Annotated in this window: 10 protein-coding genes and 2 pseudogenes; 7 read left to right on the top strand and 5 right to left on the bottom strand. The window is 74.2% G+C overall.

Annotation, left to right across the window (positions count from 1 at the left end; translation table 11 throughout):
• From ACWDBB_RS35530 to ACWDBB_RS35515, 4 genes are all read left to right on the top strand, one after another.
• A partial coding sequence (locus ACWDBB_RS35530; protein WP_449793536.1) for a PucR family transcriptional regulator occupies positions 1-971 on the top strand: 971 nt, incomplete at its 5' end.
• A gap of 309 nt (positions 972-1,280) precedes the next feature.
• On the top strand, positions 1,281-2,156 hold the full coding sequence (locus tag ACWDBB_RS35525) for a helix-turn-helix domain-containing protein (protein ID WP_449793535.1): 876 nt from the start codon (positions 1,281-1,283) through the stop codon (positions 2,154-2,156).
• A 161-nt stretch (positions 2,157-2,317) separates the two neighbouring features.
• Positions 2,318-3,334, top strand: a complete 1,017-nt coding sequence (locus tag ACWDBB_RS35520; RefSeq protein ID WP_449793534.1) for an alpha/beta hydrolase — start codon at positions 2,318-2,320, stop codon at positions 3,332-3,334.
• 207 nt (positions 3,335-3,541) lie between these two features.
• Positions 3,542-4,054 carry a DinB family protein gene (locus tag ACWDBB_RS35515; RefSeq protein WP_449793533.1) on the top strand — a complete coding sequence of 171 codons (513 nt, stop codon included), beginning with the start codon at positions 3,542-3,544 and terminating at the stop codon, positions 4,052-4,054.
• A gap of 7 nt (positions 4,055-4,061) precedes the next feature.
• On the opposite strand, the pseudogene ACWDBB_RS35510 reads toward ACWDBB_RS35515, so the two are convergent.
• Both ACWDBB_RS35510 and ACWDBB_RS35505 read right to left on the bottom strand, forming a co-directional pair.
• Positions 4,062-4,217, bottom strand: a pseudogene (locus ACWDBB_RS35510) (IS630 family transposase); the annotation flags it as partial.
• Complete coding sequence (locus ACWDBB_RS35505; RefSeq protein ID WP_449793532.1) at positions 4,145-4,921, bottom strand: hypothetical protein; 777 nt, start codon at positions 4,919-4,921, stop codon at positions 4,145-4,147. The gene ACWDBB_RS35505 and the pseudogene ACWDBB_RS35510, both read right to left, overlap by 73 nt.
• A gap of 268 nt (positions 4,922-5,189) precedes the next feature.
• On the opposite strand from ACWDBB_RS35505, the gene ACWDBB_RS35500 reads away from it, so the two are divergent.
• Both ACWDBB_RS35500 and ACWDBB_RS35495 read left to right on the top strand, forming a co-directional pair.
• Positions 5,190-8,045: an AAA family ATPase gene (locus tag ACWDBB_RS35500; protein ID WP_449793531.1), complete on the top strand. Its 2,856-nt coding sequence runs from the start codon at positions 5,190-5,192 to the stop codon at positions 8,043-8,045.
• A 148-nt stretch (positions 8,046-8,193) separates the two neighbouring features.
• Entirely contained in the window at positions 8,194-8,658 is a 465-nt protein-coding gene (locus tag ACWDBB_RS35495) for a helix-turn-helix domain-containing protein (protein WP_449793530.1), read from the top strand.
• A gap of 22 nt (positions 8,659-8,680) precedes the next feature.
• On the opposite strand, the gene ACWDBB_RS35490 is transcribed toward ACWDBB_RS35495, so the two are convergent.
• From ACWDBB_RS35490 to ACWDBB_RS35480, 3 genes are all read right to left on the bottom strand, one after another.
• On the bottom strand, positions 8,681-10,102 hold the full coding sequence (locus tag ACWDBB_RS35490; protein ID WP_449793529.1) for a PucR family transcriptional regulator: 1,422 nt from the start codon (positions 10,100-10,102) through the stop codon (positions 8,681-8,683).
• Between the two features lie 263 nt (positions 10,103-10,365).
• Entirely contained in the window at positions 10,366-11,304 is a 939-nt protein-coding gene (locus ACWDBB_RS35485; RefSeq protein WP_449793537.1) for an AraC family transcriptional regulator, read from the bottom strand.
• Between the two features lie 90 nt (positions 11,305-11,394).
• Complete coding sequence (locus tag ACWDBB_RS35480; RefSeq protein WP_449793528.1) at positions 11,395-11,850, bottom strand: SsgA family sporulation/cell division regulator; 456 nt, start codon at positions 11,848-11,850, stop codon at positions 11,395-11,397.
• Positions 11,851-12,433: 583 nt separating this feature from the next.
• On the opposite strand from ACWDBB_RS35480, the pseudogene ACWDBB_RS35475 reads away from it, so the two are divergent.
• Positions 12,434-12,624: pseudogene (locus ACWDBB_RS35475) on the top strand (PucR family transcriptional regulator); the annotation flags it as partial.

Genomic DNA, 12,624 nt, shown 5'->3' with positions numbered 1-12,624 from the left:
TCCGCGAGCGCGGCCACCTGCTGGGCATCCTGATGGTCGTGGCGGTGGGCGAGCCCCTCACCGAGGCCGAGACCGAGGCCATCGACCGGGTCGCCGGTACGGTGGCGGTCGAGATGTACGCCGAGCGCCTCGCCTCGGAGGTGGACGAGGAGCGCACCCGTCAACTCGTGGGCTGGCTGGTCGGCTCGGACTCGGCGCTGCGCTGCGCGGCGCACCAGCGCCTGGTGGACGACGGACTCCTTCCGGCCGGCCCCCACGTCGTGGTGACCAGCGTGGCCGTCACCGGACAGCGCGGGCCCTCCGGCCGGATCGCGGTGGCCCTCCGTGGCGCGCTGGAGCCGTTCCGGCACGCCCGTACGGCCCGCGGTCTGCTGATGATCGAGCGGGACCGGGCGGTCCTGGTGCAGGTCTTCGACCGGGAGCCGACGGAGGAGGACCTGGAGCAGCAGGGCCGCGACATCGTCCGCTCCCTGACGACCTTCCTGGGCCCCGGAGCGGACGCCGTGGTGGGTGTGGGCGGCCGGCGGACCGTGCTCGCCGACGCGTGGATCTCCCACGACCAGGCCCTGGTCGCGGTGCGCGCGGCCCGTCGGCTGCCCCGGTTGGAGGGCGTCGGCGACTGGGAGCGGCTCGGGGAGTACACGATGTTCCTCCAACTGCCCGACGGCGCGCTCAACGAATCCCTCGTCCCCAAACCGCTGCGGCGCCTGCTGGACGACGGCGCCGGCGCCCGGCTGGAGGAGACGCTGCGCTGCTTCCTGGAGAACGCCGGATCGGTACCCAGGACGGCGGAGGTGCTGGAACTGCACCGCACCTCGCTGTACTACCGGCTGCGCCGGATCCAGGAGATCACGGGCCTGGACCTGGACGACGGCGCGCACCGCCTGGTGCTGCACATGGGGCTCCAGCTCCTGGACCTGCTCCAGGCCCCCCGGGCGGACGGGCCCCCGGGCGGTCCCGTGCCGTCATGACCGCGCCGGGGCCGCGGCCGCCGCCCCGCCGACGCCACCTCCCGAAGCCACGAGCAGAGACGAACGGACGAGAACGAGCACCATGCACGAACTGATCACGAACGACGGCGTGCGCCTGGCCCACCGCGACAGCGGCGGCGACGGCGCCCCGCTGGTGCTTCGTGACCGTTCCTCTCCGGATCCCCCGATCGTCCTGATCCCCCGATCGCCGCGCCCGTTCCGAAGCGGCTCGGCGATCGTCACCAGCACCCGTACCGAACCCTCGCAACCGGTCAGGAGTCTCCCGTGATCCCGTCGGGTCCCTCGCCCATGCCCGAAACCCCCGCAGGCGAAAGCCCCACGCCCGAACGCCCAGTCCAGCAGTTCGCCCGGGCCGTCCGTGACGGCGGCAGCGGCTGCGTCGACGTCCTGGCCCCGCCGCCCGGGGTCGACCCCGAGGACTGCCTGTACGTCCTCCTGCACGTCGGCGGCACCGCCCTGGTCCGCCGCCATGGCGTCAGCACGGTGCTGGAGCCCGGGGACCTGCTGATCGGCGCCACCCGCCACCCTGCGGTCCTGTTGCGGGACGCCGAGTGCCGGATGGTCGAGTTCCGGATCCCGTGCTTCTACCTGGGCGTGCGGCAGGCCGACGTCCGGCGTGCGGGCGGGCTGGTGGCGCGGGGGAGTGAGGGCGTCGGCTCGCTGGCCGCCCAGTTCCTGCGGACGCTCGTCGTCCAGTCCCGGGCGCACCGGGCCCGGCCGGGCAACCACCTGGCGCGCAGCGTCTGCGACATCGTGGCGGTCCTGGTGGCGGAGCTGCTGGAGCGGGAGGCGCCGGAGCGGCCGGGCGGCGCGGCGGAGCTGCTGGCACGCATCCGGGCCCACATCGAGGAGAACCTCGCGGATCCGGATCTGGCGCCGGAGTCGATCGCCCGCTCGCAGCACATCTCGGTGCGCTATCTGCACAAGCTGTTCCAGCAGGACGGGACGACGGTGGGCCAGTTCGTTCGGCAGCGCCGACTGGACGCCTGCCGCCGGGAGTTGGAGCGGCCGTCCCGGCGGCAGCGCAGCGTCTCCGCGGTGGCGCACCGGTGGGGTTTCGTCAGCCACTCCCACTTCAGCCGGACGTTCCGCGACGCCTACGGGCTCTCGCCGCGTGAGTGGCAGGCCTACGCAGCCCGGGTGGACGGCCGTCATTCCTCCTGAACCCGCTCCTGCCGTCCTGCCCCGAGCGAACTCCCGGCATCGGCCGGACGCCCGTGCCCTCGAAGGGGGATCCGTGCACCATCAGGCCACCGGGGCCAGTTTCCCACACCAGGGCGGGGTTCGCGTTGCCGCACCGATCCGACCAGGCCAGGAGCGATGAGTTGTCCGATCCCACCCCGCTGCCCGACCGCCGTCCGGTGCTCGACCGGGCGTTCCAGGAGTTCCTGGACGCCGGAGCCGGCCGCTCCGCGACCGGGCTGCCGGACCTCTCCTTCCTCATCCCCGACGGCGTACCGGACGGCGTACCGGGCGAGGCACAGGCCGGCGACGGGTACGAGGACGAGGAGGACCCCAGCGGCGTCACCTCGCAGTGGCTCACCCTGCCCTGCGGACCGACCGGGCGGGTGCGCGTCCAGGTGACCAGGCCCGTCGGCGCCGCCCGGCCCAGTCCGGTGGTGCTGTTCCTGCCCGGCGTCGGCTGGTCGCTCGGTGACGCCGACTGCTACGCCCGGCTGGTGCGGGAGTTCGCGCTGGGCACGGATGCCGCCGTCGTGTACGTGGACTACGCCCGGGCCCCGGCGGCGCGCTACCCGGTGGCCGTCGAGCAGTGTTACGCGGTGGCCCGGTGGATCCATGAGCACGGTCATGAGATCGGGTTGGCGGGGGAGCGGATCGCGGTCGTCGGGGATTCCGCCGGGGCGAACCTGGTGGCGGCGCTGACGCTGCTGGCCCGGGAGCGCGGTGAACTCCCGCTGGTCCACCAGGTGTTGCTCTGCCCGGTGACCGACGCCGACTTCGACACCCCGTCCTACCGCCGGTTCGCCACCGGCTACTTCCTGCACCGCGAGCACATGCGCCGGTTCTGGGACGACTACCTGCCCGAGCGGGACCGTCGGACGGAGGTGACGGCGGCACCGCTGCGGGCGTCCGTGGATCAACTCGCCGGGTTACCGCCGGCGTTGGTGGTCACGGCGGAGGCCGACGTGCTGCGGGACGAGGGCGAGGCCTACGCGGCCAGGCTCCGCGCGGCCGGGGTGCCGGTGGTGGCCACGCGCTACCAGGGGGTGATGCACGGCTTCCTGCTGATCGGCGGGATCCATCCCACGGGCACCACCCGGGCCGCGCTGATCCAGATCGTCGACACGGTGCACATGGCGCTGCACAGCCGACCCTGGTGAGGCCGGGCGACGCGCCGCAGGCGGTCCGTCGCCTCCGACCCCGCGGCGGTCGCGCCCGTCGACCGGTGACCCCCGCCACCGGACCCTCGGGCACGGCAGCGGGGGTGCTCTTGCTCCGGCGGCAGAGCCAGTGCCGCATCAGGCAAGGTTCGCCCTGTAGTGAGGCCCCGCCTGTCGACGGCTTCGGACGCTGGCGATAATCAACCGATGAGCGCCTTCGATCGTCCTATGCCGCCCCTGAACGCCGACGAGCGCACGACGCTTGAGAGCTGGCTCGACTTCCACCGCACGACACTGGCCATGAAGTGCGAGGGGCTGGACGATGAGCAGGCCGCCGTGGCGTCCGTGCCGCCGTCCGGCTTCACGTTGACCGGCCTGGTCCAGCACATGGCGGAGGTGGAGCGGAATTGGTTCCGCCGCGTGTTCGCCGGAGAACAGGCTCCGCCCATCTACGACCCGCAGGCCGACCCGGATGCCCCCGACGGTGGTTTCGATGTGGCTGAGGGCGCCACCCTGAGCGACGCCCTCGCCACCTGGCACGCGGAGATCGCCCGCGCCCGCGAGCACTGCGCCGACCGCGCTCTGGCCGATACGGGCCGCTTCATGGAGCAGGACGTCAACCTCCGCTGGATCTACGTCCACATGATCGAGGAGTACGCCCGCCACAACGGCCACGCCGACCTGGTTCGGGAACGCATCGATGGCACTACCGGCGTTTAGCGCCGGATCAGGCAGCGTTGGCCCTGTCGACGACGGCGCGTAGGCGCTGGTCGTCGGCGTGGCGGTTTCGCCAGATGATGTAGCGGCGGATCATGCTGCCCTGTTCCTTGTGGCTGGCGTGGTCGGTGCCGTCGAGGGTGAAGTAGCGCAGCGCGGTGAACTGAGGAGGTTCGGGTCCTGCCGGGTCGGGTACGCGGCGTCCGCGACCCGGACCCGGTCGCCCCGGACGGCCACCGAGGTGGGGTTCTGCAGCCTGTCCGCCTGGTTCAGCACGATGGTGCGGGTGCCGTTGTCGGCGACCAGGGCGATCCGGTTGCCGCTGTCGAGGGCGGCCAGGACCTGGTTGCCGCGGCCGGTGAAGGCGAAGTCGTCGATGCCGGTCAGCCCGGTGGCGGCGGCCCGGATCGGGACGCGCGGCAGGGTGCCGTTGTCGAGGTCGCCGCCCCAGACGGCCCTGTCGCGGATCTTGATGCCGTTGGCCCCGAGGAAGCCGTTCGGCTTGAAGTCGGTGCCGGTCGTCCACGGGACGGCGGCGCCGCCGCGGGCGGGGACGCGCCAGACGGTGCCGAGGACGGAGTCGGCGGCGTACGGGGAGCCGGTGCGCTCGTCCCGGGCGAGGCCGTTGGGCAGGGCGTCGGAGGGCAGGGCGGTGACGCGTCGCGGGGCGCCGCCGGAGGCCGGCTTCCAGATGCCGGTGAGGTCGGCGGTCCCGGTCGCGTGGGTGAAGTACAGGGTGCCGCTGTCGTCGCGTACGACGCCGTCGAGGAACGGGGACTTCGGCACGGGGGTGGCCGCGTCCGCCGCCGGGGCGGGCAGGGTGGCGAGGATCCGGACGGCGCCGGGCGGCGCGGGATCCCGACCGCGCACGGCGCACCCTCGGACGAGGTCCGCGACCTCGCGGCAGGGGCGGAGCCCGGGCCTGTCTTCGAACCCGAGGCCCGGAGGCCACGATCCGCGACACGGTCACCCTGGGGGGCCGCCACCGCCCGTACTTGCGCCTCAGCGCATCGCTCCCGCTCCGGCAGGGAAGCGGAGCGCGGGGCCGGTGCGGTGCGAGGACGGGCCCGGCCCCGAGCAAGATCGACAATGTGGAGAGGTGCTGCGGTGGTCGCGGCGGGCAGTGTGGAGTGCGACGATGACGATCATGGAGACGGTTCGGGACGAACCGGAGGACCACGGGGGGCGACCGGCCTCCGCCCACGGCACCGGCACGCTGTTCGGGCGTGGCGCCGAACTGGAGCAACTGCATCGCCACGTCCGGCGGGAGCCCGGGACCTCGGGGGCTCTGGTGCTCGTCGGCTCGGAGGGCGTCGGGAAGTCGCGGCTCCTGCGGACGGCCTGTGAGCAGGCGGCCGAAGCCGGAGCGGTGGTGCTGACGGCTCAGGGCTGGGCCCCGGAGAGCGGGGTTCCGTACGGGCTGCTCCGCCACCTGCTCGCCCGGTTGACGGACCGGGTGCCGACGCTGGGCGAGCCTCATCGGCAGGCCCTGCTCGCCGCGCTCGCCATCGGGCCGGATGCCACCGCGCCGTCCGCGTCGGACGTGGCGGCCGGCACCGCGGCGCTGCTGAGCCGGTCGGGCGGCCCCGACCACGGCTGCGCCCCGGGCCTGGTCCTCATCGCGGTCGACGACGCCCACGCCTGCGACCGCCCCACCCTGGAGCTGCTGGGGTCGCTCGTCCGCCGTACGGAGGGGAGCCGGGTGTCGCTCCTGCTCGCCTCGCGCGACGACGAGGCCCTGCTGGACCTGCCCGCCGACGTCGAGCTGCTGCACGTCGCGCCGCTGTCGCCGCGCTCCTCCGCCGAGCTGCTGGACTCGGTGCCCGGCGCGCCCGTCGGGCGCACCCGCCTGGAGGTGCTGGAGGAGGCCGAGGGCAATCCGTCCGCCCTGCTGGAGCTGTGCCGTCGACGGGCCTCCGGCGCCGATCCGGCCCTGGCCCATGAGCGCACCCCCCGCCTACGGAACCTCCGGACCAGGTTCGACACCCTGATCGCGCCGCTGCCCGCCCGGACGCGCACGGCCCTCCTCTACGCCGCCGTGGCCCTGCCCGGCGACGACGCGGCCGCCGTGATGGCCGCACTGGACACCACCGACCTGGCGATCTGGGCCCCCGCCGAGGAGGCCGGGATCGTCGCCCTGATCGACGGTCACATCGTCTTCCGGCACCCGCTGGCCAGGGTCGCCGCGTCCACCGGGCAGTCCGCCGCGGTGCTGACCCGTGCCCACCGGGACCTCGCCGAGCGGGCCGGCGGGCGGCCGCTCGACCGGGCGCGGCACCTGGTGGCCGCCGCAGTGGTCCCGGACGCCTCGCTCACCGAGGGCCTGCGGGCGGCGGCCAGGCACTCGGCGGACGACTTCACCCTCGCGCGGGCCCTGGAGGACGCCGCCCGGTTCAGCACCAGCACCGACGAGCGGGCCCGGCTCCTCGCCGGGGCCCTGGACGCGGCCGTCGCCGTCGGGGACCTGGACTGGGTCAGCAGCCTCCACACGCGCTTCCTGAGCGTCAACACCGACCCCCGGCTCACCCGCGAGGCCGACCTGGCCGTGGCGACCGCCCTGTCCCACTCCTCCCGGCAGAAGGAGGCGTTCGCCCTTCTGCTCGACAGCGCGGCCCGGCACCCGTCGGTCGGTGCCGCCGTCGACGCGCGGTCGGTGACGCTGGCCTCGGCGATCGCCGAGCAGTCCGGCCTGCCGGAGCACCGCGCCCGGCTCTCGGAGCTGGTCGCCGGCCTCCGCGAAGCCGGGCCCGGCCCTGACGACCACCGGGCGTCCAGGCCAGGACCGACCGGCGTGCTCGCGGGCTTCGTGCAGGGCACGGAGACCCGGCCCACGAGCGCGTCGCGCGCCGTCGAAGGCCCCGACGCCCTCATGGGCAGCGGCCCCCTGGACGGACGGGACCAGCTGACCAGGCGCCTCGCCGTCGCCTCGGTCGGCTACCTCTCCGACGACCCGGGCGTCACCCTGGAGCACTACCGTGCCGCCGACGCCTACCTGCGCGGGCGGCGGGCCTTCGGCCTGCGGGCCTGGCACCTGGCCCCCCTGCTGGACACCCTCCTGGCGACCGGCCAGTGGTCGGAGGTGTCCGCCCGGGTGGAGGAGGCGACCGACCAGGCGGCGGTGCTGCGCCTGACCCGCCCCCAGGCCGACCTGGAGGCCTTCGACCTGTCCCTGCGCGCACTGCGCGGGACCGCCCCCGCGAACCTGATCACCTGGCCGGAGGTCCCGTTCGACGGCTACGAGAACGCCGCCACCCGGGCCCGGCTCGTGCGGGCCGTCGCCCTGGTCGCGATGTCCCACGCGGAGTGGGCCGACGCCTACCGCTGGCTCCGGAGGCTGTTCGCCGAGGACGGCACTCCGGTGCACCCGTTCCTCTCGTCGCGCTGCGTCGCGGAACTCGCGCTGGCCGCCCAGCGGGCCGGCACGAGCGAGGACGCGGCGGAGGTGCTGGCGCGGGTGCGCTCGGTGCACGGGGAGCGGCCGACGGTCCGGATGACGCTCCTGCTGCACCACGCCACCGCTTTGCTGGATCCCGGCCCGGACCCCGAGTACCACTTCCGCCTCGCGCTGGTGAACGCCGAGGGCGAGCAGTGGCCGGTCGAGCGGGCGCAGGCCCGGTTCAGCTACGCGATCTGGCTGCGCCGCGCCAGGCGCCCCTCCGAGGCCCGGCAGCAACTCGTCGCGGCGCTGGACACCGCCGACGTCCTCGGATTCCAGCCGTTCGCCACCGCGATCCGCCAGGAACTGCGCGCCAGCGGCGTGGCGAACAACACCGACCACGCCGTCGAATCCGCGGCCTCCCTGGACGGGTTGACCGCCCAGCAGCAGCAGATCGTCCGCCTGGCCGCGCAGGGTTTGTCGAACCGCGAGATCGGTGAACAGCTCTTCCTGTCGCCCCGCACGGTGGGCTCGCACCTGTACAACGCCTATCCCAAACTCGGGGTCAGCAGCCGGCACCAGCTGCGCGACCTGCTGCAGAGCAAGGCGGACCGTTGAGCTGCTCGCCGGGCTGCCGCCGGCGCTGGTCGGCACCGCCGAGGCGGCTTCCTGCGGGCGCACCTGGCCTGAGCGGGGCCGGCGCCGCCCGCGCGGACCAGTCACCTGACTCATGCGCCCGGCCCCGCCGCACCGGCATGCTGGCACCATGGCAGTTCGAATCCCCCCACCCATGGAGGACGGCGGTCGCTCCGCGGCCTCGACACCGCACGCCCGTCCGACGGCGACCCGGCCGACGGACGAGCTGTCCGGCGTGAACGACGCCGTGCTGTTCCGCGTGCGGCAGTTCGTGCGCCGGCACCTGTCCGACCCCGGGCTCACCCCCGAGGGCGTCGCCCGGGCGCAGGGCATCTCCGTGCGGTACCTGCACCGGCTCTTCGAGGGCGAGGGCCGGACGCTGTGCGAGTGGATCCGGGAACAGCGTCTGGAGGGGTGCCGCCGGGCGCTGCTCGCGACCCCGGCGCACTCGCTCAGCGTCGGGCTCATCGCCCGGAGGTGGGGTTTCACGAGCCCCGGGCAGCTGAGCCGCGCCTTCCGCGGTGCCTACGGCCTGTCACCGACGGACTGGCTGGTGAACGAGCGTGCCCGCCGGGCGGCGGGGGAGAGGCAGTGACCCGGCCTGCCTCCCCCAGGCCCTAAGCGGCCTCGCCCCGGACGTGGTCGGCCCGATCCCGTCGGGCGTGCGTCGGCTTCGGCCGGGCCTGCCGTCCCGGGCGGGCCCTCGTGCCGCGCAGGCCCCGCGGACCGGCGCCGGGCGTCCGGTCGACGGGAGCGTCGCCCGCTGCGGCGGACTGCTGTCGGCGTCCGGCGTCCTCGCCCGACGTGCCGAGGGACAGCAGGAGTTCCCGGATGCGCAGGCCCAGGTGCAGGGTGATGCGGTCCGCCCCGTTGTCCAGGTCGAGCCCGGTGATCTCCTGGATCTGCCGCAGCCGGTAGTAGAGCGAGGTGCGGTGGATCCGGAGTGCTTCGGCGGTCCTGGGGACCGAACCGGCCTGGTCGAGGAAGCACCGCAGGGTCGTCTCCAGGCGCTGTCCGCAGCCGGACTCGAGCAGGGCGCGCAGCGGTTTCGGGAGCAGTGACTCGTTCAGGGCGTGGTCCGGCAGTTGGAGGATCACGGCGAACTCGCCGAGTTCCTCCCAGGAACCGATGCCCTTCAGCTCCGGCATCCGGCGTGCGGCGCGCACGGCGACGAGCGCCTGCTCGTAGGAGGCCCGCGCGTCGGCGAGGCCCGCCTGCCGGCCGCCGATGCCGATGACGGGAGCGGTCGAGGCGGCGGGATCGGTGCCGAGGGCCGCCATGATGCGGGCGGACTGCTCCCGGAGCACCTCCTGGTCCAACGGCCGGTCGGACAGCTGGAGCAGGACGGCCCGGTTCGGGGTGACCGCGAAGGCGCCGTGCGCCGACCGGGTGCGGCGCAGTCCCTCCAGCGCCCCGTGCAGTGCGGTCGCCACCCGTCCGGGAGGCACCCGGGAGCATCCCAGCTGCACGACGCTGACCACCGCGTGGGGCGCGTCCGGGAGCAGCGCGCCGTCCAGGAGCCGCTTGCGGGACTCGGCGCGCGTGGCGGGGCTCGGGTCCAGCAGGGACAGCAGGAGGTCCTGCTCCTCGCTCCGCGCGGTGCCGGCCAGGACGCGGTCGGCGTACAGCCGGCCGGTGATGGCGGGTGTGGCCCGGGCGATGGCCTCGGTCGCCTCCGGCGGCAGCGACGCGTCCGGCGCGATGACCGTCAACAGGCCGAGGAAATGGCCGCGTTCACGCAGCGGCACGCAGTAGCGGGGCAGCAGACCCGACTCCTCGAGGCCCTCGGTGAAACCCGGCCCGGTCCACTGGGTGACGCCCTGGTCGAGGATGTGGCGGACGACTTCGCCGCTCGCCCGTCCGTGCAGGAGGCTGTGGACGCGGGCCGGGTCCGCGTCGTCGAAGTGCCGGCTGGAGCGGATGCGCCCGATCGAGGAGTCGGCCAGGGCCACGGACCGACGGAGCTCCCCCGCGAGTTCGTCGATCAGTTCCTGCAGCGCGGCACTTTCGGCGGGGGTTCGCCGCCACTGTTCGGTCATGGGCAGTCCTCGTCGGTGCTCGTCTCTCCGGGACGAGGGACCGGCAGGCCCGGGACCAGGGGCTTCCCGTGCCCTGGCCCCGGACCCGGTTCTTTCGCCGGTTCCGCACGTCCTGGAGAAACGCTGACACTGCCGCGATGCCCCACCCTGCACGGTTCTTGTCCCTGGCTGCGGGGAACGCCGGGCCGTCGTGCGCCCGGTGGGGAACCGCCCCGGACCGATCGCGGTGAGGACTGCGCGTCAGGTCACCCGAAGCCGCCGACTCACTCGAAGCCGCCCACCGGGACGGCGCCACCGAGCCGCCGGTACTCGCTCGGGGACACCCCGCAGGCCGCCTGGAAGCGGCGGCTGAAGTGGCTCGGGCTGCTGAACCCGCACCGGGCGGAGATCGCGGCGATGGTCAGGCGGTCGTAGCGCGGGGAGGCGAGCATGCGCCGCGCCTTCCCGAGCCGCTCCGCGATGATCCACTGCTCCAGGCTGATCCCCGCCCCGCTGAGCAGGGCGTAGAGCCGGCGGACGGAGACGGCGTGCTCCGCCGCGATCCGCTCCGGCGTCAGGTAGCGGTCCGCCAGGTGGGAGCGCACGTAGGCCGTGATCCGGGTGACCAGCGTCTCGTCCATCGTCGACCTGACCTCGACGGCCTCCTCGGCGTGCGCCGCCGAGAGGAGCAGGGCGCGGACGAGTTCCGTCGTGGCGGATGCCAGGGCCTCCGAGCCGGCGTCGGTCTCCAGCCGGCCGGGATCGCTCCACAGACCCCGCAGGTGCTGCAGCACCAGGCCGTGGAGCGGGCTGGCGCGCAGCCGCTGGGAGGCCCTCACCACGGTGTCCACCGGCACGCCGAGGCGGTTCATGTCGAACATGACGACCTGGGACGCGCCGTCGCCGGACCAGCCGTACACGCGGGGCGACAACTCGTGGAAGACGCAGATGTCGTCGGATCCTAGGAGCGTCTGCCGGCCCGCGACCTCGGCCCGGTGGACACCCAGGGGCTGGAGCGAGACCGAGACGATGGGGTGCTCCCGGTGGTGGCGTACGTGCCGCTCCGTCCGCCGCACCCGGAAGCCCGAGTTCCGGGTGGCGAAGAAGTCCAGTCCGCCGACGCGCCACATCTCCATGCGCGCGTGGATACCGGTCGCCGGCTCCTCGTGGGCGATGTCGTTGGGTACCTGCGAATCCGTCAACGCGTGGTGGAACGCATCCACGCGCTCACGAGGTGACACCGTGTCGAGGTCGAGCAGCAGCACACACCCTCCCGGGGAGAAGTCTGTCAGGAATTCCGCGACGCCGGGGCGTCAGGCGGCGAGGCCGTCGAGTTCGGCGGCCCAGTCGATCAGGCCGGCCTCGGAGCCCTGGGGCACCAGGGTGAAGCAGTCCCGGCGGAGCCAGCGGCGGACCTGGCGGGAGGGCAGGTCGATGAGGACGACGGTGCCGCAGCCGCGGAGCATGATGCGCAGGGAGGCGCGGCCGTGGCAGGTGCAGGGCGGCCAGATGCGGACGTCGCCGAGGCCGGCGGGTCTCTGCAGACCCTCCCAGAGGAGGTCGCGGGAGAAGCGCCAGGTGCCCGCTTCCGCGGCGGGGCCGAGGAACTCGAGTGCGACGGCGAGCGGGTCGTCCCTGCGGTAGCCGAGGCGCACCGGGATGTCGACGGACTCGTGCTCACCGAGGACCAGCCGGGCGTCGAGGGTGAGGTCGGTGGTGGTGGCGTCCGGGCCGGGCTGGGGGCTGGGCAGGGGCTGGTGCGTGGGCACGGGAGGTCTCCTGGGCGGTGTCGGGGTGGGGCCGGCGCGAGGCCGAGAGGGGCCGTCCGGGGCCGGCGTGGGGCCGGCGGGTGCGGTGTCCGATCGGGACGGGGCCACACCGGACGATCGGAGCGTCGGCGCCGGTGACGGCGCGACGCTCCTGCCTCGAGCCCTGGGAGCTGCCGAGGAGCAGGGGGAGGCGGAACCGGTCCTCAGGTTAGCTGGCGGCGGCGGGGGCGGATGTTCCGCCCGTGCACCGCGGGGTGACGATCCGCGCACCTTTCGCGCGGTGGACGGGGCCGGACGCGGGCTCCCCGCCGTCGCGTCCACTCCGTACGACAGTTGTGGGGCGGCGCGGCCGGTGACCGGAGCGGCGGTCGCCGTCCGGTCCCGGCTTTCGGTCAACTCGGCTGTGCGGCAGGGGAGTTCACTGGCAGTGGCCGCGCTCCGGCCGTGTGCGCGGAGGCTCTTCCAGGCGTGGAAGCGGCCCGGGGAGAGGCCGTCCGGCCCGCGGGGAGCCGCTGTTTCCTCGTTTTGTCGAATGCCCGCCCCTCCTGTTCCACTCCTTGTATGAATGCGCCGGGAGGCAATCATGACGATGTGGATCCGGCGCGCGCGTGCGGGAGGCGAGGCGCTGCAGAGTTTGGTGGACGGCCTGGCCGAGGAACTGGGGCGCTCCGTCGTCCTCGACGACCCGCTGGTGCGGATGATCTGTGCCAGCCGGCACTTCGGGGACGAGGACCGGGTGCGGGTGCGCACGCTGCTGCAGGGCGTGGCGGACGA

The organism is Kitasatospora sp. NPDC001095, assembly GCF_053598615.1.
This window is presented reverse-complemented; position numbering and strand designations above follow the sequence as displayed.